Source organism: Providencia sp. 21OH12SH02B-Prov, assembly GCF_027362595.1.
Classification (GTDB): domain Bacteria; phylum Pseudomonadota; class Gammaproteobacteria; order Enterobacterales; family Enterobacteriaceae; genus Providencia; species Providencia zhejiangensis.
The window spans coordinates 2,056,821-2,078,148 of sequence record NZ_CP114796.1; the positions used below are offsets into that span (position 1 = coordinate 2,056,821).

Annotated in this window: 16 protein-coding genes and 1 pseudogene; 11 read left to right on the forward strand and 6 right to left on the reverse strand. The window is 42.3% G+C overall.

Going from position 1 to position 21,328, the window contains the following annotated elements:
* Positions 1–34 precede the first annotated feature (34 nt).
* Positions 35–487 (forward strand): DUF441 domain-containing protein, encoded by a 453-nt coding sequence (locus O7C57_RS09795; RefSeq protein ID WP_154624981.1) that lies wholly within the window; start codon positions 35–37, stop codon positions 485–487.
* 7 nt (positions 488–494) lie between these two features.
* Positions 495–2,507, forward strand: a complete 2,013-nt coding sequence (locus O7C57_RS09800) for a tRNA(Met) cytidine acetyltransferase TmcA (RefSeq protein ID WP_269723956.1) — start codon at positions 495–497, stop codon at positions 2,505–2,507.
* On the opposite strand, the gene O7C57_RS09805 is transcribed toward O7C57_RS09800, so the two are convergent.
* Entirely contained in the window at positions 2,488–2,679 is a 192-nt protein-coding gene (locus O7C57_RS09805) for a YpfN family protein (protein ID WP_154624979.1), read from the reverse strand. The two genes, O7C57_RS09800 and O7C57_RS09805, sit on opposite strands and share 20 nt — an antisense overlap.
* A gap of 179 nt (positions 2,680–2,858) precedes the next feature.
* Here O7C57_RS09805 and O7C57_RS09810 point away from each other — a divergent pair, with 179 nt between their 5' ends.
* Positions 2,859–3,248: a DUF454 family protein gene (locus O7C57_RS09810; RefSeq protein ID WP_163863576.1), complete on the forward strand. Its 390-nt coding sequence runs from the start codon at positions 2,859–2,861 to the stop codon at positions 3,246–3,248.
* A 43-nt stretch (positions 3,249–3,291) separates the two neighbouring features.
* Here O7C57_RS09810 and O7C57_RS09815 read toward each other — a convergent pair whose 3' ends face one another.
* From O7C57_RS09815 to O7C57_RS09830, 4 genes are all read right to left on the reverse strand, one after another.
* Positions 3,292–3,960, reverse strand: a complete 669-nt coding sequence (locus O7C57_RS09815; RefSeq protein ID WP_269723957.1) for a M15 family metallopeptidase — start codon at positions 3,958–3,960, stop codon at positions 3,292–3,294.
* Entirely contained in the window at positions 3,957–5,087 is a 1,131-nt protein-coding gene (gene dapE / locus O7C57_RS09820) for a succinyl-diaminopimelate desuccinylase (RefSeq protein ID WP_154624976.1), read from the reverse strand. The genes O7C57_RS09815 and dapE overlap by 4 nt, the downstream gene beginning before the upstream one ends.
* 14 nt (positions 5,088–5,101) lie before the next feature.
* Positions 5,102–5,467, reverse strand: coding sequence for an ArsC family reductase (locus O7C57_RS09825; protein WP_269723958.1), 366 nt, complete (start codon positions 5,465–5,467; stop codon positions 5,102–5,104).
* A 167-nt stretch (positions 5,468–5,634) separates the two neighbouring features.
* Positions 5,635–6,255 carry a LuxR C-terminal-related transcriptional regulator gene (locus tag O7C57_RS09830; RefSeq protein ID WP_269723959.1) on the reverse strand — a complete coding sequence of 207 codons (621 nt, stop codon included), beginning with the start codon at positions 6,253–6,255 and terminating at the stop codon, positions 5,635–5,637.
* Positions 6,256–6,672: 417 nt separating this feature from the next.
* Here O7C57_RS09830 and maeB point away from each other — a divergent pair, with 417 nt between their 5' ends.
* The 5 genes from maeB to O7C57_RS09855 all read left to right on the forward strand — a co-directional run bounded on the left by maeB (position 6,673) and on the right by O7C57_RS09855 (position 15,484).
* Complete coding sequence (gene maeB, locus O7C57_RS09835) at positions 6,673–8,952, forward strand: NADP-dependent oxaloacetate-decarboxylating malate dehydrogenase (RefSeq protein ID WP_269723960.1); 2,280 nt, start codon at positions 6,673–6,675, stop codon at positions 8,950–8,952.
* Positions 8,953–9,075: 123 nt separating this feature from the next.
* Positions 9,076–9,963: a ChaN family lipoprotein gene (locus O7C57_RS09840; protein WP_269723961.1), complete on the forward strand. Its 888-nt coding sequence runs from the start codon at positions 9,076–9,078 to the stop codon at positions 9,961–9,963.
* A 126-nt stretch (positions 9,964–10,089) separates the two neighbouring features.
* Positions 10,090–10,887: an energy transducer TonB gene (locus O7C57_RS09845; protein WP_154623918.1), complete on the forward strand. Its 798-nt coding sequence runs from the start codon at positions 10,090–10,092 to the stop codon at positions 10,885–10,887.
* A 20-nt stretch (positions 10,888–10,907) separates the two neighbouring features.
* Positions 10,908–13,070 carry a S9 family peptidase gene (locus O7C57_RS09850; RefSeq protein ID WP_269723962.1) on the forward strand — a complete coding sequence of 721 codons (2,163 nt, stop codon included), beginning with the start codon at positions 10,908–10,910 and terminating at the stop codon, positions 13,068–13,070.
* Between the two features lie 158 nt (positions 13,071–13,228).
* A complete protein-coding gene (locus tag O7C57_RS09855) occupies positions 13,229–15,484 on the forward strand; it encodes a TonB-dependent receptor domain-containing protein (RefSeq protein ID WP_269723963.1) in 2,256 nt (751 codons plus the stop codon).
* Between the two features lie 255 nt (positions 15,485–15,739).
* On the opposite strand, the gene xseA is transcribed toward O7C57_RS09855, so the two are convergent.
* On the reverse strand, positions 15,740–17,119 hold the full coding sequence (xseA, locus tag O7C57_RS09860; protein ID WP_163861479.1) for an exodeoxyribonuclease VII large subunit: 1,380 nt from the start codon (positions 17,117–17,119) through the stop codon (positions 15,740–15,742).
* A 171-nt stretch (positions 17,120–17,290) separates the two neighbouring features.
* On the opposite strand from xseA, the gene guaB reads away from it, so the two are divergent.
* The 3 genes and pseudogenes from guaB to O7C57_RS09875 form a co-directional block, all read left to right on the forward strand.
* A complete protein-coding gene (gene guaB / locus O7C57_RS09865) occupies positions 17,291–18,757 on the forward strand; it encodes an IMP dehydrogenase (RefSeq protein ID WP_154624339.1) in 1,467 nt (488 codons plus the stop codon).
* 86 nt (positions 18,758–18,843) lie between these two features.
* Complete coding sequence (guaA, locus tag O7C57_RS09870) at positions 18,844–20,421, forward strand: glutamine-hydrolyzing GMP synthase (RefSeq protein WP_154624338.1); 1,578 nt, start codon at positions 18,844–18,846, stop codon at positions 20,419–20,421.
* A 301-nt stretch (positions 20,422–20,722) separates the two neighbouring features.
* Positions 20,723–21,301, forward strand: a pseudogene (locus tag O7C57_RS09875) (tyrosine-type recombinase/integrase); the annotation flags it as partial.
* Positions 21,302–21,328 lie beyond the last annotated feature (27 nt).

Sequence of the window (21,328 nt, forward strand, 5' to 3'; positions counted from 1 at the left end):
AGCAAAAAATAGCGTTTTTTACAGGGAATATGATATGAGTCAGGTTGATCCTACTTTGATAATTTTATTAGTTTTAGCGGGTCTTGGGATCATTAGTCATAATATGACAGTGACACTAGCGATGTTATTTCTTTTAGTCGTACGTATAACGCCTTTAAATAATTTTTTCCCTTGGGTAGAAAAATATGGTTTAACGATCGGGGTTTTAATCTTAACAATTGGCGTTATGGCCCCTATTGCAAGCGGTAAAATCTCTGCACAAGATGTATTAGGTTCTTTTTTAAACTGGAAATCACTGCTGGCTATCGTGATAGGGATTTTAGTTTCTTGGCTAGGTAGCCGAGGTGTGACATTAATGTCACACCAACCCTCAACAGTGGCAGGTTTATTAGTGGGTACGGTGATTGGCGTGGCGCTATTTCGTGGTGTGCCTGTCGGTCCTCTTATTGCCGCGGGAATATTATCATTGTTGATTGGGAAGTCTTAGCAAAGATATGAATGACTCACTTCCTGAAATATGTGCTCAATTAAGTGACTATGGCTATCGACGCTTACTGGTATTATCGGGTGAAAGCCAGTGGGTGGTTGAACGGTTGCAAGAGATCCAATCCACCATAAGTGGTGACTGGCTGACACTTTCATCAACCATGCCAAATGCTTTACCCGTCAAAAATGCCCATTTATTATTAGGTCGAGAGTTTTTACATGCTGTTTTCGATGCCCGAGAAGGATTACACAGTGAAGCATTAGCCATGCTGGCAGGAACATTAAAAGCGGGCAGTTTATTGATTTTATGTACACCAGCGCAGCATATTTGGGCCGATACGCTAGATAGTGACAGTTTACGCTGGAATGAACAAAATGGCGCGATAGCAACGCCTAATTTTGTTCATCATCTACAACGAGTTATAAAATCACGCCCCGATGTCTTGCTGTGGCAACAGTATCGGCAACCCTATTTTTCGCGACTACCAGAACAAGCACATTGGCAAGCACCTTCAGGTGAAGCAACAGCGGCACAACAAATAACATTAAACCAATTATTAGCAGCAACATCTGGGGTATGGGGAGTGATTGCCCCTAGAGGGCGTGGTAAATCCACTCTCGCGGGGATGCTGATAAAAAAATGGCAAGGAAAATGTTGGTGTTGTGCACCCGCAAAGGTTGCTATACAAACCCTTGAAAAGTACGCTGGTGGCGCAGTGAGCTTTTTCTCGCCTGATGAGTTGCTACGTTATTGCCTGAAGGATGGCGAAATTGATGCAGACTGGTTAATTATTGATGAAGCTGCGGCGATCCCTAACTATATTTTGCGACAATTAGTCAGCTATTTTCCTCGAGTCTTATTAACGACCACGGTGGAGGGTTATGAAGGCACAGGTCGAGGCTTTATCAATAAATTCTGTAGCCATTTGGATAATTTTACATCACTTCATTTAGCGGCACCTATCCGTTGGGCAGAAAATGACCCTTTAGAAAATTGGCTTAACCAAGCATTACTGCTTGAGGAAACTGACATTAGCACAGAAACTCACTCGGTATGCTTAATCGAACAGACGACTCAACAACAGCTAGCGGACAACCCAGAACAGCTAAAAAACTTTTATGGACTCTTAACTAGCGCTCATTATCGAACATCCCCCCTTGACCTACGTCGCTTACTTGATGCCAGCCAGCAGCAATTTATGACAGCAAAATCATCGACTCAATTGGTCGGGGCATTATGGATGGTGGAAGAAGGGAGTTTAGACCATGCATTAAGTTGGCAGGTATGGGCTGGTTTGCGTCGTCCTCGCGGTAATTTGCTGGTGCAATCTCTTGCGGCGCACAGTTATTTTCCTGAAGCAGCACAAATGCGTTCCCAGCGTACTATGCGAATTGCTGTTGCTCCTGCCTATCGCCGGCAAAAAATAGGTTTACAACTACTTGCCGCACAAAAACACCTAGCCCTTGAGCAAGGAAGGGATTTTTTATCTGTGAGTTTTGGGCTGACCCCTGAATTATTAAGTTTTTGGCAGCAAGCGGGTTACCGATTAGTGCGTGTAGGCAGTCACCTTGAAGCGAGCAGTGGATGTTATACCGCAATGGCGATACTGCCGTTATCAGCACAGGCCTCACTGTTATGTGAACAAGCTGAACGGTGTTTATCAAAAGATCTGTTTTGGCGAAAAGACCTTAGTCATTTCAATTTGCCATTCTGTGAACAACAACATTTGAGTGACGAAGACTGGTTAGAACTCGTGGGTTTTGCTTTTTATCACAGAACACTTGAAGCTAGCAGTGCGGCGATACAGAGGTTACTGACTCAACACGAAGGTGGGTTGTTGTTATTGCGTTTCTATTTTCAATTACAATTATCGCTCGAAGAGATATGCCAGCAACTACAGCTAGCAGGACAAAAGGCTTGGTTAAAGCAAGCTCGGGCAGAATTGAAGCAATGCCTTCAACGTGACTACCCTGAGCTTGTGGAAATGGTAGCGCAAAAAACTAATCTTTCTTGTTTTTAGGCCAATCGTCCTCATCATCCCAAAGATGGTTGTTATCTTTATGTGGCGGTATCTCTGGTTTATTATCAAGAAATTTTTTATGATCAAACCGCATCATCTCTTTGATAGCGTTCCAGATGATGCCGACTAAAATCAGTAGGACTACCCACCAATAATCTGCTAACCAATGCATATGTAGCCTTCTATACTTGCCAATATGAGGTTACTAAAAAGGTGGAAGAAAAGTGAACACTTTTACTGGCACACATTTAGCATCACATTAAAGTTTGAAATTCGATAGGGTATTTTCCTTATCGATCATTCAGTTTATTTAACCATGTTTTCGGTGCGGTTGGGAGAGCCATTTTGAACATAACAAAAGGATTTTTAATTTTATTAGGTTGGCTCGCGGTAATACTCGCCTTTTTAGGCGTTGTATTGCCGGTATTGCCAACAACGCCATTTTTACTCTTAGCCGCATGGTGTTTTTCTCGCTCATCACCGCGTTTTCATCACTGGTTACTCTATCGCTCTTGGTTTGGTGGATATATTCGGCATTGGCAAACCTATAAAGGCCTACCAAAAGGGGCTAAACCTAAAGCAATGGTAGTGATATTGGTGACATTTATGATATCGATTTGGGTTGTTAACTTTTGGTGGTTAAAACTCGGACTATTTATTTTGTTATGTTGGTTACTCTTTTTTATGTATCGCTTACCTGTGATTGATAAACCAATCCCGAGTAAAAATGAATTGCCATGATTGCGTTATAAAAAAGCACCAAATTGCTTGGTGCTTTTTGGGTTTATTCCGCTATTTTAATATAGCGATTAAAAACGTACTCTAAATTGGCTAATAACCAATCGTGACCCAAAATATCTTCTTGTTGCAAAACAGTTTTGATGACTTCAGGTGTTAACAGTTGCTCGGCCTCATGTGACAACGGCCAATAACTAATATGCCAAGGCTCATAAGCAACACCGGCATCTTTGGCGGTAAAAGGGCGGTAGAAATCGTAGGTGGCCATATTGTCACTCAACCATTGATTCAGTTCAGCAAAATAACCGCCTGATTCGTATTCCCAAGGTTCAAGTTGCAGTGACTGCCCCGCGGGAAGGCGTAAAGGGTCATAAACATCGATTTCAGTTCCCCAGTGATGCCGACTTGCTCCGGGCAGGGCGGACCAATGTAAAATTGCCTCACATAACTCGCCTTCCGTTAACAACGTAATGTCTAATGGCTGGCTCTGTTTATCAAGTACAGGGCGTTTCCCTGAGAATTTCTCATTCCAAATCAGTTGCTGGCGAGAAAAATCACGAAATGCACTCGCAGACTGGAGTTTAAAGCCTGCTCTTGCCGCGGCTTGTTGCATGGCTAAAAATGCTTTGGTCGCATTAAACTGAAGGCGATGAGGACCACCTAATGTGACGAGATGCTCCGTTGAATGACCTGTTAGCATTTCAATCGAAATCATAATAGCAATAGCTCCATAATTCGCTCATAGATTAAAGCGAGTTGTTGCAAATCACTGACCTTGACACACTCGTCAACCTTATGAATAGTTGCATTTAATGGACCTAACTCAATGACTTGAGCCCCCATTTGCGCAATGAAACGGCCATCAGATGTTCCCCCGCTAGTCGATAACTCAGTCGTTCGACCGGTTAATTCACGGATAGCTTGGGTCGTCGCATCAACTAAATGACCTGAGCGTGTCAAAAAAGGTTGACCTGATAATGACCAAACCAACTCATATTTTAGCTGGTGGCGAGCAAGCATCTCTTCAACACGCTCTTTGATCATTTTATCCGTTAATTCCGAACTGAATCGGAAATTAAATTGGACAAAAAACTCACCAGGAATAACGTTGGTTGCGCCTGTTCCTGCTTGTACGTTAGCTATTTGCATGCTGGTTTCAGGGAAAAATTCATTTCCTTGATCCCACTGTGTCGAAACGAGTTCATCTAAAAAACGGGTCGCACGATGGACTGGATTATCGGCAAGATGGGGGTAAGCGACATGTCCTTGCGTGCCTAAAATGGTTAAATGAGCGGTCAATGAGCCACGTCGACCATTTTTAACGGTATCACCAAGTTGCGATTGACTAGAAGGCTCACCCACCAAGCAATAATCTAAACGCTCATTGCGCTGCATTAGTGTTTCAACAACTTTGACCGTACCATTGGTTGCTTTAGCTTCTTCATCGGAAGTGATCAAAAAAGCCAACCGGCCACGGTGGTTAGGATGTTTTTCGACAAAGCGTTCAGCAGCCACAATCATTGCGGCTACGGAGCCTTTCATATCAGCGGCACCGCGTCCATATAGATGCTGATTAATAATCGTCGGTGTAAAAGGCGGTGTTTGCCATTTAGCAGGATCGCCAGCAGGCACCACATCAGTATGCCCCGCAAAAGCTAAGGTTTCACCATCTGTACCATGATGTGCCCAGAAATTTTGGGTATCACCGAAGGGCATATCTTCCACCACGAAGCCTTTCTTTTTTAATCGTTCGATTAATAAAGCTTGGCAGCCTTGATCATCAGGGCTAATTGATGGGCGAGAAATGAGTGCTTGAGCAAGTTGTATAACAGGACAATCCATCGTAGCTCTCCAGCTTATTGGGTAAACTGTTGGTATTCAGCAGCAGAAAAGCCGACAAGATAACGCTTATCTGCTGATACAAGAATGGGTCGTTTGATCATTGCGGGTTCTGCCAACAAGACTTGCTTAGCACTTTCAGTATCGACAACGGCATTTTTTTCCTCGTCGCTAAGTTTACGCCAAGTTGTCCCTCTTTTGTTGACTAAGACTTCCCAACCCAGTTCTGCGATGAAAGAGGAGAGTAAGGCATCATCAATTCCATCAACGCGATAATCATGAAATTGGTAACTAATATCATTGTCTTCCAAGTAGCGGCGAGCTTTTTTGATCGTGTCACAATTTTTGATGCCATACATGATGTAAGAGGAAGTGTTGGACATGAGGTTTTCCTTTGATAACTAACAGTTAGTTGTACATGATGCGTGAAAATGACATTATGATCTACCCCTTATCACCAGAAAGAAAAGTTAATCTATTGATTAAATAAAAAAGTGACAATCCAGTTTTATCTATTTTTTAGTGAAGCGATAAACAATTTGAAAGTTTATTATTTAGAGCGCATATATATTAAGCTGGCTTCTAAACGAGAACGTACATTTAATTTTTTTAGTAAATTACGGATATGCACTTTCACCGTTTCTTCCGAGATAAAAAGTAATTTCGATATTTCTCTATTTTTTAGTCCCGCGGCTATTTCATGTAGTATTTCACGCTCTCGGCGCGTTAACGATGACACAGGATCATGCAGCCGATGACGGTTGCTCAGGCACTGATACACTTTTTCACTAAACACATGATGACCCGCAGCCGCTTTACGCATGCTGTTCATGAGCATATCAAGGTCACTATTTTTGAGTAAGTAACCTTGTGCTCCAGAATCCATTGCGCTATAGACATCTGTTTTAGATGAAGAAAATGATAGAACGAGCAGGTAGGATTTCAGGCAGTATTTGCGTAATGACCTGATCGTTTCGAATGTTTTAATACCATAGATGTTGGTGTCAATAAGAATGATATTAGGTTGTATTTCCTCCGCAATATGTAGCGCTTCAGAGCAATTACAGCTTTCTGCTGTGACATGAAAATCTTCATCTGCGTTGATTAATTGTCGTAAACCATAGCGATAAATCGGATGTTCATCAATGATCATAACGGTTTGGGAAGACATAGTGGATTCCTTTTATGCCTATACTGACAGTATGAAGTTAGTAAATAATGAATATAAAATTAATGTTTATAATATAGGGTCACTTTATTTTTTTATCATTTTTGTGTTTTATTAATATACGATTTTTTATATTAATGGCTGTAGTTAAAATAGAAGTACAGATATTTAAAAACAGACGGAACATAAAAAATAATAACGTGATTTTTACATGATTAAAATTATCAAGGATAATTATATCTATATAGAATTATTATTTGGATTAGCAGGGAAAGGGCGCAGTAAATTGTACTGAATCGTCTCATGCAATACTGTAAGCAAAAGAATTTTCTGGAAATTGTCGCCAAGATCATGATTTGCTTGCCTGATATGTTTATACTGTCACTGCTTTTACCCTACCTACTTTGAAAGGACTTGATGATGGATGATAAATTAAAACAAAGTGCTCTTGATTTTCATGAGTTTCCTCATCCAGGAAAAATAACTGTAACACCGACCAAACCATTGGTAACTCAGCGCGATTTGGCTCTTGCATATTCACCAGGCGTTGCAGTCCCATGCCTTGAAATCGCTTCTGAACCACTTAAAGCGTATCGCTATACTGCAAAAGGGAATCTTGTCGGTGTGATCTCGAACGGTACCGCCGTTTTGGGATTAGGTAATATTGGAGCCTTGGCGGGTAAACCCGTGATGGAAGGGAAAGGGGTGCTATTTAAGAAGTTTTCTGGCGTTGATGTCTTTGACATCGAAGTTGATGAAACAGATCCGGATAAACTTGTTGATATCATTGCCTCTCTAGAGCCTACTTTTGGTGGTATCAACTTAGAAGATATCAAAGCGCCGGAATGTTTCTATATCGAACAGAAACTACGTGAAAGAATGAACATTCCTGTATTCCATGATGATCAACATGGTACCGCGATCATCTGTACAGCGGCGGTGATTAACGGATTACGTATCGTTAAAAAGGATATCGGTGATGTACGCTTAGTTGTTTCTGGGGCAGGTGCCGCATCCATTGCTTGTATGAACCTATTGGTGACATTAGGTTTAAAACATGAAAATATCACGGTATGTGACTCGAAAGGGGTCATTTACAAAGGCCGTGATGATAAGATGGATGTCACAAAAGCCGCGTATGCAATTGAAGACAATGGCACAAGAACGTTGGCTGATGTGATCCCAAATGCGGATATTTTCCTTGGCTGTTCTGGCCCTGGGGTATTAACTCAAGACATGGTAAAAACCATGGCGAAAGACCCTCTTATTTTAGCGCTTGCTAACCCTGAGCCAGAAATTTTACCGCCATTAGCCAAAGAAGTACGCCCAGACGCTATTATCTGTACTGGTCGTTCAGACTATCCAAACCAAGTGAATAACGTGCTGTGTTTCCCATTCATTTTCCGTGGCGCACTCGATGTTGGTGCAACAACGATTAATGAAGAGATGAAACTCGCTTGTGTTTATGCAATTGCCGATTTGGCATTAGCGGAACAAAGTGAAGAAGTGGCTTCTGCTTATGGAAACCAAGACCTATTCTTTGGCCCTGAATATATTATTCCAAAACCGTTTGACCCACGATTGATTGTGAAAATTGCACCAGCAGTTGCAAAAGCGGCAATGGATTCAGGGGTAGCAACACGTCCTATTGCAGATTTTGATGCTTATATTGAAAAACTCAATCAGTTTGTCTACAAAACAAACTTGTTTATGAAGCCAATTTTCTCACAAGCAAAAACACAGAAAAAACGTATTGTGTTGGCGGAAGGGGAAGAGGAGCGTGTATTACATGCGACGCAAGAATTGGTTTCTCTTGGTTTAGCATTCCCAATCCTAATTGGTCGCCCAAGCGTCATTGAAATGCGTATTCAAAAATTGGGTCTGCACATTGAGCTTGGTAAAGACTTTGAAGTGGTCAATAATGAAAATGACCCACGTTTCAAAGAGTACTGGCAAGAATACTATCAAATCATGAAACGCCGAGGTGTTTCACAGGAGATGGCTCGCCGCGCCGTAATTGGTAATCCGACCTTAATCGGAGGCATCATGGTGCTGCGTGGTGAAGCTGACGGCATGATTTGTGGCACCATTGGCAGCTATAGTGAGCACTACAGTGTTGTGAAAAATCTGTTTGGTTTCCGTGAAGGGGTTCATGCCGCGGGTGCGATGAATGCGCTGTTATTACCAACCGGAAATACATTCGTTGCAGATACTTACGTCAATGAAGATCCAACACCTGAAGAGCTTGCAGAAATCACATTAATGGCAGCAGACACTGTGCGTCGTTTTGGTATTGAACCTAAAGTGGCACTCCTATCTCGCTCAAGTTTCGGTTCATCTGACTGTGCGTCAGCACAAAAAATGCGTGATACGTTAGCACTTGTTAAAGCTCGAGCACCACATCTGGAAATTGATGGTGAAATGCACGCTGATGCGGCATTAATTGAATCAATTCGTAAAGATGTTATGCCGGATAGTCCATTAAAAGGCTCTGCAAACTTGCTGATTATGCCAAATATGGAAGCGGCACGTATTAGTTATAACTTATTGCGTGTGACGAGTTCAGACGGTGTGACTGTCGGGCCTGTATTGATGGGGGTTTCCAAACCTGTTCATATACTGACTGCGATAGCTTCCGTGCGTCGTATTGTGAATATGGTGGCATTAGCTGCTGTTGAAGCACAGACTCACCCTCTGTAATTTGACTTAATCTTGGAAGACCTCTGAGTTTTTAAATTCAGAGGTCTTTTTTAATTGAAAATAATTATCATTATCTGTATTTTGAGTGATTCTATACACAATTATTAATAGATGGAAAAGATAATGATATCAGTAAGATTGAAGGTAAAATCCTCCCTTATCGCGATGGCATTACTGCTTGTTGCAGGTTGTGCGCAGCAAGTCGAACAAAAACCTTTAGAGCTTGATAGCCGATTGACAGGGCAAGGGCAAATCATTGATCTACAAACGGGGCAATCCATCACACCTCAGCAACTTATTGAACAACTATCGCAATCATCGCGCGTTATTGTTGGCGAAAAGCATGACAATCTGTATCACCATCAAATCGAGCAGTGGCTCGCACAGGAAATGCATAAAATACGTCCACAAGGATCTGTTTTGCTTGAAATGATTAAGCCGGATCAACAAAAGAGTGTGGATGCCGTTAAGGCACAAATGCAGGGGAATCCCTACATTCGGGATGAAAAGCTTCAATCAAAACTAAAATGGCAAAAAGGTTGGCCATGGGAGCAGTACGGTGAGTTAACGAAATATTTACTTAAAGCGCCTTACCCTGTGCTTTCGGCTAACTTAAATACTGAGGAAATCACAGAAGCTTATGAAAAACCTCCCGTTCTTAATGGTATCTACTCAACTCAGCCCGTTGTCCAAGAGTTGATTAGTAAAACGATTGAAACATCTCATGATGGTGCATTAACGCCAGAGCAAGTGCAAAAGATGACGGTTATTCAACAAATGCGTGACCGCAGGATGGCAAAATCATTATTACAAGCACCAACGCCAGCAATGTTATTTGCAGGTGGGTATCATGCTACACGCGCGATCGGTGTTCCATTGCATGTACAAGATCTTGCGCCAGACGCTGAATTTAAGGTGTTAATCATTTCTGAAAAAGACAATGCCATTGATAACATTCATGCCGATTATGTTTGGTATACACCAAACCAAAATAAAGTGGATGCAAAGTAACCATTTGATAACTATTAGTAATGTATTTGTGATGCTTTTACCATTTTAACTTGAAATAGTTTTCATTTGCATATGTAATTAATTATCATTTAGGTTTTAGGCATAGCAAAAATAAATAAGATTAAAATGGGCACGATGACATTAGGGTACTACCAAACCACCAAAATGAGTGGGGCGGTGATTATTGCGATTGCATTACATCTTTTAGTGATTTGGTTTTTTATCCACAGCAATGATGACCAAGCATGGGATGAGCTAACGCCACCTCCATCCGTTGTGATGGAGCTTTCCATAGAAGCGGAAGCTAAACAGTTAACGGAGGTGAATATCGGTCAAGTTCAGGAGGTTTCGGTGGCAAGTAAAGCACAAGAGGCTACGCCTGATGAACTTGACCTTCCTCCTATTCCGGTGAATGAGAATGCAGAACTGCAAGTCACAAAAGCGGAAAAGAGAAAAGCACCAACAGTTCCTAAAAAAGAAAAAAAAGAACCTAAGAAAAAGCCCGTTGAAAACGTCGAAAGTGATAATTCAAAAGCAAGTAATGCCCCTGTAACCAGTGATGCAGCGGCGCTAAAAAAGACGGACAAAATAGCAGCTGACTTCAATAGTCAATCACAAGCGACGCTTGATGCTGAAAAACAGTGGCAAGCGCTAGTGTTAGGTAAATTAAATACGTTTAAACGCTACCCTGAAGATGCCCGCCGACGTAACCGAACAGGCATTCCTGTCGTGACGTTCGAAGTGGATGCACAAGGCTATATCATTCATAGTTCGTTGACGAAAAGTTCAGGAACTCGCTCTCTCGATAGGGAAGCGGAAAGAGTTCTTTCTCGCGCACAGCCTCTCCCCACACCACCGACTGAAATGCTAAAGAACGGCAAAGTGACAGTAAAAATGCCGATAGACTTTGCACTTGAAAATTAATGGTCAATTAGAGTAACAAAATGATTATACGAACAAATTTATTGCCAGCATCAACTCGAATCGCTAAATTTTGTCTAATAGCACTTATTGGACTACAAACCAGTCATAGCCTTGCGGAGGAATTCATGTCAGCACCAAAGGCGAAAAAACAACCTTATACGATGACAACACACGGTGATGTACGTGTTGATGATTATTATTGGTTAAGAGATGATAAAAGAAAGTCACCAGATGTCATTGATTATCTTGAAAAAGAAAATGCGTATACTCAGCAGCAATTAGCGCAGGGTGAAGGGCTTAAAAAACAAATTTATGAGGAATTACTTTCGCGTATGAAAGCGGATGATGAGTCGGTTCCTTATAATTATAATGGGTATACTTATCGTAGCCGCTTTGAAGCGGGCAATAATTATCCTATCTATGAACGTCGTCCTGTTAATAGCCATGAACCTTGGCAGGTACTTGTCGATGGCAACCAGCGCGCAGAAGGGAGTGAATATTATCGTTTAGGCACCCTGACGGTTTCGCCGGATAACAAAAACATCGCGATTGCAGAAGATAGAGAAGGTCGTAACAACTATAGTATCTCTTTTCGTTCTTTAGATAGCCAAGAGTGGCAGAATGCTGAACTGACGAATACATCGGGTAATATTGTTTGGGCAAATGACAACAACACATTATTTTATGTCAATAAAGATCCGCAAACCCTCTTACCGTACCAAGTTTTTTACCATCAAGTTGGAACACAACAGCAGCAAGATGTGATGGTATATGAAGAAAAAGATGATACTTTTTATGTCAGCTTGTCTAAATCGACATCAAAAAATTATATTTTTATTGGTATCACAAGTACCGAGACTGCTGAGTATCGTTTACTCGATGCAAATCAGCCACGTAAACAAGTTGAAGTCTTTCAAACACGTAAAACCGGGGTTGAGTATTACCCAGATCATTTCCGTGATCAGTTTTACATACGCTCTAATCATCAGAATCCATTATTTGGCCTGTACTCAGCAAAGCACATTGGTGACGATTGGAATACTGTGGTTGCCCCTCGCGATGACATTGACCTAGAAGGCTTTGAGTTATTTAACCAATGGTTGGTACTGGAAGAACGACAAAATGGTTTAGTGAATATTCGTCAAATCAATTGGCAAACCAAAGCAGAAAATTTTGTGAGCTTTGATGATCCTGCCTATATGGCATGGATTGGCAACAATCCAGAGCCTGATACCCGCAAATTGCGTTATGGTTATTCGTCAATGACGACACCATCTTCTGTTTATGAAATAGATATGCAGACGCAACAAAAGCAGCTATTGAAACAACAAGAAGTCAAAGACTTTGATAAATCGAAATATCAAAGCCAACGCCTATGGGTAACTGCCCAAGATGGTGTGAAGGTACCTGTGTCATTAGTGTATCGCAAAGATCTGTATAAAGAAGCACAAAATCCATTATTAGTTTATGGCTATGGGGCTTATGGTTACAGTATTGACCCTTCATTCAGCTCCTCTCGTTTATCTTTATTAGACCGAGGTTTTGTCTATGCGATTGCTCATGTTCGCGGGGGGGGTGAGTTAGGGAAAAAATGGTATTTACAAGGAAAAACCATTAATAAAATGAACTCATTTACTGATTTTGTTGATGTAACAAAATCATTGATTAGTCAGGGCTATGGTCAACCAGGGCATATTTATGCCATGGGAGGCAGTGCAGGTGGGTTATTGATGGGAACGGTTGTCAATATTGCGCCTGAATTATATGAAGGTGTTGTCGCTTCAGTGCCTTTTGTTGATGTGGTGACTACGATGCTAGACCCCTCAATTCCATTAACAACTGGGGAATATGATGAATGGGGTAACCCTGAAAATGAAGAGGCGTATTGGCGAATCAAAGCCTATAGCCCGTATGATAATATCAAAAAGCAAAAATATCCCCATATGCTAGTGACAACGGGTTTACATGATTCTCAAGTGCAATACTGGGAACCAGCGAAATGGGTTGCTAAATTACGCGAATATAAATTAGGTGATTCACTATTATTATTAGAGACCAATATGAATGCAGGCCATGGAGGTAAATCAGGTCGTTATAATGCATTGAATGATATTGCTCTTGATTATAGTTTTATTTTAATGCTAGAAGATAAAAAACAATATTTCCCGCAATTAAAAAATTAATATACTAATAACCCATTATTAAATGGGTAATTAAAAGCAACAGTTAGGTTATAGCCTCTTTACTATAACCTGATTGTTGTGCCAAAAATTTCAATACGAAATTTTCTTTTGAAGCAAGTGAGCGCATGTTTAATTATTGCGTTTACAGGAATGGTTTAATGAATAACAAATTAAAACTACTAGGAGCCGGGTTATTATATACAGGGCTTTATGGAATTGCTTTAGCAGAAGACACACAGCGACAAGATAATAAAGACATCATAAACTTTAGTAAGTTAAAGGTTTCAGGTGCACAAACACAAACACCATTGGTTAAGGCTTTAGAACGACCAGGAGCATATAGCGCTGTTGGTACGGAGAATAAACTAGAAGGATTAGATAAAATTATTCGAACAATGCCAGGGACTTATACTCAAATGGATGCAAGTCAAGGTACTGTAAACGTGAATATTCGCGGCTTAAGTGGTTTTGGTCGCGTTAATATGATGGTTGATGGTGTTACCCAAACTTATTATGGTATTTCACCGAGTAATTATACTCACGGTCAGCAACCTAATAATGATTTTGGTGCGTTAATTGATCCGAATTTTATCGTTGAAGTTGAGGTTGAAAAAGGTCAATTAAATGGGGGGAACAGTGTTAATGCTCTTGCAGGGAGTGCCAATTTTAGAACAATTGGCATTGATGATGTGATATTCGATAAGCAGTTATATGGCGTAAGAAGTAAGGCGCGTTGGGGAGATAATGGCTTAGGTTATAACGGAATGGTTGCCGTTGCAGGAAAAACATTAACGAATTCAGATAATGGGTATTTTGGGGGATTGATGGCGGTCAGTGGACATAATATCCCTAGTTCCTATAAAAATGGTGCGGGTTATAATAGTGATGATTTTGCAACGGATAACACCTTTAAACAAAAGCCACAATCACAATTAGCTAAGTTAAAATATAAACCTAATGATAGCCATGAAATAGAGCTCAGTGGTCGTTTATATCAAAATAAATTAACGCGTCGTAAAATAGATAGTGAAGATTATTATATTAAATATAAATATACGCTACTTAATGAGCTAATTGATACTGAATTAATGATTAACTATGGTAATAGTAATCAAAAATTTAGCGGTGATTCATTAGGGTGGGCTTTACGACAAGGAGAATCTAAAAATATTTCCGAAGGTATTAATTTATCCAATACTAGCCGTTTTTCGTATGGTGATATGGATTATGAATGGCAAATTGGCTCTAAGTTGATGAAAAACAAATATGAGCGAAATGTCTCTAGTGCGGTTAATAAGGATACCTTGATTTATAATGCATTCTCACCAAGTGGGACATTAGATCTATCCAGCCTTTATACGCAATTTAACGTCAAATATGATATTTACAGCGCATCATTGAATTTAAATTACATGCACTATCAATTAAAAGGATTTAAACCTGCTTGTGACGATGATGTGAAATGTTTCCCTCAAGGAGATGCTTCAATCGATTTACGTGAAGGGGGATTCAATCCAGGCGTGCTACTCTCAGCTGAAATTATCCCAGAGTTTCAGCCTTTTGTGAGTTATTCTCATTCGATGCGCGCGCCTAATTCACAGGAAGTCTTTTTTTCTCAAAATGGCGGTAATTCGATGAACCCGTTTTTAAAAGGGGAAAAAGCACAAACATGGCAAATAGGCTTTAATAGCGTCAAACCTGATTTAATTGTACAAGGTGACCAGTTCAATATGAAAGCACTCTGGTTCAATACAAAAGTGAAAGATTACATCACGAGTAAACCTTATTTGCTATGTCGACCAAGAACAGAAGCTGAATTTGCATGGTGTTTAATGAACGACGATGTCTGGGATAAAGAGTTTCCTGATTTTATGCAGAAAAGTTATATCTATATGAATGATCCAAGAAACGTTAATTTACGTGGTTATGAACTGCAAGCTAATTACGATGCAGGGGTCTTCTATTCAACATTGTCTTACACCAAAGAAACCAGTGCTCAGCCTGTCTCAATTGCCAGTGTTGCTGACTTCAGTGCAGGTGATCTGACTGAGTTACCTGATTATTATTTGACGCTGGATAGTGGCGTTAGGCTATTCGATGAAACATTGAAATTAGGTTCGACCATTACAGTAACAGGACCTGCTAAGCGGATCGGTGTGGAATCGCTGGTCGACAATAATGGTGATGCATTTAAAGATAAATATGAAAAGCAACCTACCATTATTGATCTTTATGCTGATTATAAAATCAATAAAAATGTCAAATTGATGTTCTCGGTGAATAATGTGACGAATGAGACGTATTCGGATGCCTTAAATCGTTCAAACTCTACCGCTATTATGGAAGAACGCGGGAAGAATAATGCCACTGCAAGAGGGCGTTCCTATATGCTTGGGGGAGAAGTTCGTTTCTAACTTAATTATTGGGGTATCTAGATTAGATACCCCTTAAGACCCTTGATAGCGGTATGAGGCCTATCTCGCGGGTTAAAGGCTATTAATCCTCAAAAATCAGTCTATTATTTTCTGTTGATACGGGCCAATAGGACTCCTGCATTGGCTCGCCATTTTAAAACTGTCTGATCTTGTCCTTGCTAAATTTGATGACATCTTTTCAAAATTAACCTTGAGAAATAAATAGGTTGAAAATTTTGAGAATAACCGATTCATTTATTTGCTGATTGAGCGAGGTGTACGTTTCGCTTTCATTTTAGTCACCTCAGTGACTTCACTTTCTACCCAACCATCATTGAGGCGTGTTTTCAATTTCTGCCCCAATTTCACCTGTGAAGTCTTTTTCACCACAGTGCCATCGGCCGTTTCACTGATACTAAAGCCTCGAGCTAAAGTGGCCAGTGGGCTAACAGTTTCCATTTTTGAGCAAGCTACCGCAAAGCGCTGTTTATAGCGATTAAGTAACTCGGTCATCATATTTTGCAGATGATATTGCGTTTGCTGTAATGAGCTGTGTCGTTTTTGCAATAAAGGGCGCAAATCTTGTTGTGACAGTCGACGCTGTAACTGATCATAGCGCAACTGAGCAACTTGTAAGCGTCGAGTCATCGCTTGATTGATCTTCTGATTTAGAAGACTCAATTGGTGCTGTTGTCTAGCTAAACGAAGTTGTGGATGTTGCTGCTGCAAGCGATGCTGTAAGCGGCTAAAGCGTTGTTGCTGGCCTGCAAGATAATAATCCATTGCCATTTCAAGGTGCTGTTGAGCGGATTGCAATTGACGTATTAGTTCAAGTTGATTGCGGCTGACTAACTCAGCCGCAGCTGAAGGTGTAGGCGCTCGAACATCGGCAACAAAGTCGGCAATCGTGACATCGGTTTCGTGGCCAACTGCACTGACAATAGGCAGTCGACTAGCAAAAATCGCTCTTGCCACAATTTCTTCGTTAAAAGCCCACAGGTCCTCTAATGAGCCACCACCACGTCCAACAATCAATACGTCGCATTCATGACGAATATTTGCTAATGCAATCGCTCGTGCAATTTGTGCAGGGGCTTGCTCACCTTGAACCGCAGTCGGATAGATAACGACTGGCAGTGAAGGATCTCGGCGACGTAAAATATGCAGAATATCGTGTAAGGCTGCTCCTGTTGCCGATGTAATGACGCCAATACGTTTAGCAGGAGAGGGCAGTGGTTGTTTATGTATGGCATCAAACAAGCCTTCCGCCCCTAATGCCTGTTTGAGCAATTCAAAACGCTGCTGTAAAAGGCCTTCACCCGCTGGCTGCATGCTGTCAATGATGATTTGATAGTCACCCCGAGGCTCATAGAGTGTTACCGTTGCACGAACTAAGACTTGTTGGCCATTTTGAGGCCGAAAAGTTACACGCGCATTTTGCCCGCGAAACATAGCCGCACGAACTTGCGCCTTGTCATCTTTCAACGTCAGATACCAATGACCAGAGCTAGGCTGCGAAAAATTCGATATTTCGGCGGTCAGCCAAATTCTCCCCATCTGACGGTCTAAAAGTTCACGAACCGCCTGATTGAGTTTGCTGACAGAATAAATTCCACTATTTTCTTGAGTTGACATGTGAGCTAGATCAAATTCTAAAACAATGACTTAATTGATTGATACTAACCTAGTCAGAACAGTTATCAAGTTTTTTTTCAAAAAAGGACTGGAGGCAAACGGTTTCGGTGTGTATAATGCCGCGGCAATATTTTATACCTTTCCACAACGCTGCCTGGTGAGATATTGCCTATGTTACGCATTAAAAAAGAAGCACTAACTTTCGACGACGTATTGCTCGTTCCTGCACACTCAACCGTATTACCAAACACGGCCGATCTATCAACTCAATTAACTGCAACTATCCGCCTGAACATTCCGATGCTCTCCGCAGCGATGGATACAGTGACTGAATCTGACCTTGCGATTGCTTTAGCTCAGGAAGGTGGTCTTGGCTTCATTCACAAAAACATGTCTATTGAACGCCAAGCGGAAGAAGTTCGTCGCGTGAAAAAACATGAAAGTGGTGTCGTGACTGACCCTGTCACCGTAACACCTGATACAACAATCCGTGAAGTTCAAGAAATGGCTGAACGTAATGGTTTTGCTGGTTACCCTGTCGTTGCTGCTGATAAATCCCTAGTGGGGATTATTACCGGTCGTGACGTGCGTTTCGTTACTGATTTGGATCAGCCAGTAACTGCGGTGATGACGCCTAAAGAGCGCTTAGTGACGGTCAAAGAGGGTGAAGCTCGTGAGATCGTGCTACAAAAAATGCATGAAAAACGCGTCGAAAAAGCCCTCGTCATTGATGATAACTTTCATCTGTTAGGAATGATCACCGTTAAAGACTTCCAAAAAGCAGAACGTAAACCAAATGCGTGTAAAGATGAACAAGGTCGCCTACGTGTTGGCGCGGCTGTTGGCGCTGGTGGTGGTAACGAAGAGCGTGTTGACGCGCTAGTTGCTGCGGGGGTTGACGTGCTGTTAATTGACTCTTCACACGGTCACTCTGAAGGTGTTTTACAACGTATTCGTGAAACCCGCAAAAAATATCCTGACCTGCCAATCATCGGTGGTAACGTTGCTACTGCTGAAGGCGCAAAAGCGCTGGCTGAAGCAGGAGTTAGCGCCGTTAAAGTCGGTATAGGTCCGGGTTCTATCTGTACAACACGTATTGTAACGGGTGTTGGTGTACCACAAATTACCGCTATTGCAGATGCGGTAGAAGCACTCGAAGGCACAGGGATCCCTGTCATTGCGGATGGGGGTATTCGCTTCTCGGGAGATATTTCTAAAGCGATTGCAGCAGGTGCCGCTTGTGTGATGGTTGGCTCAATGTTTGCTGGAACTGAAGAATCTCCGGGTGAAACCATCTTGTTCCAAGGTCGTAGCTATAAAGCTTACCGTGGTATGGGGTCACTGGGCGCGATGTCTAAAGGTTCTTCAGACCGTTATTTTCAATCTGATAATGCAGCTGACAAGCTGGTTCCAGAAGGGATTGAAGGACGTGTGGCATACAAAGGTCGCCTAAAAGACATTATCCATCAACAAATGGGTGGACTACGCTCCTGTATGGGTCTAACAGGATGTGGTACTATTGACGCCCTGCGTACTAAAGCCGAGTTTGTCCGTATCAGTGGTGCGGGTATTCAAGAAAGCCACGTACATGATGTGACCATTACTAAAGAGTCCCCGAACTACCGTCTGGGGCAATAATCGATAATGATTCAGGGTAGCTCCGTGAATAATGGCGGAGCTACCAATTTTCTATTTTTGACTTGAATTTTTGGAATTCTCCTCAAATGACAACAAATATCCATAAGCATCGCATTCTTATCCTTGATTTCGGCTCACAGTACTCACAATTGATTGCTCGCCGTATTCGTGAAATTGGCGTTTATTGTGAACTCTGGGCGTGGGACGTATCAGAAGAGCAAATCCGTGAATTCAATCCAAATGGTATCATCCTCTCTGGTGGCCCAGAAAGTACGACAGCAAATGATAGCCCACGTGCGCCTGATTACGTGTTTAATGCCGGTGTGCCTGTCCTTGGTATCTGCTATGGCATGCAAACTATGTCAATGCAACTCGGTGGTGCAGTAGAAGTTTCTGGTGAACGTGAATTTGGCTACGCACAAGTTGAAATCAAGGAACAATGTGATTTATTCCGTGATATTCAAGACTCACTCAGTGAAAATGGTACGCCAGTACTGGAAGTGTGGATGAGCCATGGCGATAAAGTGACGGCTATCCCAGCAGATTTTAAAACTATCGCAAGCACTCCAAGCTGCCCATTTGCCATCATGGCCAATGAAGAGAAAAAATTCTACGGTGTTCAATTCCACCCAGAAGTGACTCATACATACCAAGGCCTGAATATCTTGAAACGCTTTGTACAAGATATTTGTCATTGTGAAGCACTGTGGACACCAGCCGCAATTATCGATGATACAGTCGCACGCCTGAAAGAGCAGATCGGTGATGACCATGTGATTTTAGCCTTATCAGGTGGCGTCGATTCTTCTGTAACCGCATTACTGTTAAACCGTGCGATTGGTAAACGTTTGACTTGTGTATTCGTTGATAATGGCTTATTGCGTTTAAACGAAGCTGATCAAGTCATGGAAATGTTTGCAGGTAAATTCGACCTGAATATTATCCATGTTAAAGCTGAAGATCGTTTCCTTGGTGCGCTGGCGGGTATTCATGATCCTGAAGCAAAACGTAAAGCGATCGGGCATGTCTTTATTGATGTTTTCGATGAAGAAGCCGCTAAACAGACGCAAGTAAAATGGTTGGCGCAAGGGACGATTTACCCAGATATTATCGAGTCTGCGGCATCAGCGACAGGTAAAGCGCATGTTATTAAATCTCACCATAACGTCGGTGGATTACCAGAAGACATGAAACTGGGCCTTGTTGAGCCTCTGAAGGAACTGTTTAAGGATGAGGTGCGTAAAATCGGCCTTGAGCTTGGACTACCTTATGACATGCTATACCGTCATCCATTCCCAGGCCCAGGCCTTGGTGTACGTGTATTAGGCGAAGTGAAAAAAGAGTATTGCGACCTGCTACGTCGTGCCGATGCGATCTTTATTGAAGAGTTGCATAAAGCAGAGCTTTACCACAAAGTTAGCCAAGCGTTCACTGTATTCTTACCTGTACGTTCAGTTGGTGTGATGGGGGATGGCCGTAAGTATGATTGGGTTGTTTCTCTGCGTGCTGTTGAAACTATCGACTTTATGACAGCACATTGGGCACATCTACCTTATGACTTCTTAGGTCGTGTCTCAAACCGCATCATCAACGAGGTCGATGGTATTTCTAGGGTCGTGTACGATATCAGCGGCAAGCCACCAGCAACAATTGAGTGGGAATGATTTCGCGTCTGGCACGACCAGGCACTTGATGGCATAAAAGTCCGCTAAGCCCGCGTAATTGCGGGCTTTTTTCTTTTTTCGTCAGGCACGATCTAGCAACAGGAGGAAGCGCCAAGCACCGTTTGAACATGGTATTAAAGCTGGTACTATCGAGTGACGATGCCATGATGGAAGCCGATACCATGCAGCCATTTTTTATGTTTTCATGGTATTATGTTTCGGTAAGTTGTTGTTCTATTTTGGAAAATTCATAATTTTACTGTTTTTCCAGCATGGTATCGGAAGAGAGAGGACAAGGTACATGCTGACCGATACCAAGCTGCGCAATCTCAAGCCCAGGGACAAGCTCTACAAGGTGAATGACTGGGATGGTCTGTATGTGGCCGTCACGGCTGCTGGTACTATCTCGTTCCGCTACAACTACTCGCTAAATGGGCGGCAGGAAACCATCACCTTTGGTCGCTACGGCATCGGTGGCACCACCCTGGCAGAAGCCCGAGAGCAGTTGGGTGACGCCAAGAAGATGGTTGCGGCGGGCAAGTCACCGGCCAAGGAGAAGGTCCGAGACAAGGCGCGGATCAAGGATGCAGAGACGTTCGGTGCCTGGGCGGAAAAGTGGCTGCGCGGCTACCAGATGGCCGACTACACCCGCGATATGCGCCGTTCGGTCTATGAGCGCGAGCTGAAACCCAAATTCAGCAATCAGAAGCTGGTGGAGATCACCCATGAGGATTTGCGGGCGCTGACTGATGCCATCGTCGAGCGAGGGGCACCAGCTACCGCTGTTCATGCCCGTGAAATCGTGCTTCAAGTTTTCCGCTGGGCAATTGAGCGTGGCCAGAAAGTCGAGAATCCGGCGGAGCTGGTACGACCAACTAGCAATGATGCTTTGCTTGGAGTTAACCGA

Excerpts from the sequence above, each read along its gene's own strand:
- O7C57_RS09795 (WP_154624981.1), top strand. The coding sequence starts at position 35 with ATGAGTCAGGTTGATCCTACTTTGATAATTTTATTAGTTTTAGCGGGT.
- O7C57_RS09800 (WP_269723956.1), top strand. The coding sequence starts at position 495 with ATGAATGACTCACTTCCTGAAATATGTGCTCAATTAAGTGACTATGGC.
- O7C57_RS09805 (WP_154624979.1), bottom strand. The coding sequence starts at position 2,679 with ATGCATTGGTTAGCAGATTATTGGTGGGTAGTCCTACTGATTTTAGTC.
- O7C57_RS09815 (WP_269723957.1), bottom strand. The coding sequence starts at position 3,960 with ATGATTTCGATTGAAATGCTAACAGGTCATTCAACGGAGCATCTCGTC.
- dapE (WP_154624976.1), bottom strand. The coding sequence starts at position 5,087 with ATGGATTGTCCTGTTATACAACTTGCTCAAGCACTCATTTCTCGCCCA.
- O7C57_RS09825 (WP_269723958.1), bottom strand. The coding sequence starts at position 5,467 with ATGTCCAACACTTCCTCTTACATCATGTATGGCATCAAAAATTGTGAC.
- O7C57_RS09830 (WP_269723959.1), bottom strand. The coding sequence starts at position 6,255 with ATGTCTTCCCAAACCGTTATGATCATTGATGAACATCCGATTTATCGC.
- maeB (WP_269723960.1), top strand. The coding sequence starts at position 6,673 with ATGGATGATAAATTAAAACAAAGTGCTCTTGATTTTCATGAGTTTCCT.
- O7C57_RS09840 (WP_269723961.1), top strand. The coding sequence starts at position 9,076 with ATGATATCAGTAAGATTGAAGGTAAAATCCTCCCTTATCGCGATGGCA.
- O7C57_RS09845 (WP_154623918.1), top strand. The coding sequence starts at position 10,090 with ATGGGCACGATGACATTAGGGTACTACCAAACCACCAAAATGAGTGGG.
- O7C57_RS09850 (WP_269723962.1), top strand. The coding sequence starts at position 10,908 with ATGATTATACGAACAAATTTATTGCCAGCATCAACTCGAATCGCTAAA.
- O7C57_RS09855 (WP_269723963.1), top strand. The coding sequence starts at position 13,229 with ATGAATAACAAATTAAAACTACTAGGAGCCGGGTTATTATATACAGGG.
- xseA (WP_163861479.1), bottom strand. The coding sequence starts at position 17,119 with ATGTCAACTCAAGAAAATAGTGGAATTTATTCTGTCAGCAAACTCAAT.
- guaB (WP_154624339.1), top strand. The coding sequence starts at position 17,291 with ATGTTACGCATTAAAAAAGAAGCACTAACTTTCGACGACGTATTGCTC.
- guaA (WP_154624338.1), top strand. The coding sequence starts at position 18,844 with ATGACAACAAATATCCATAAGCATCGCATTCTTATCCTTGATTTCGGC.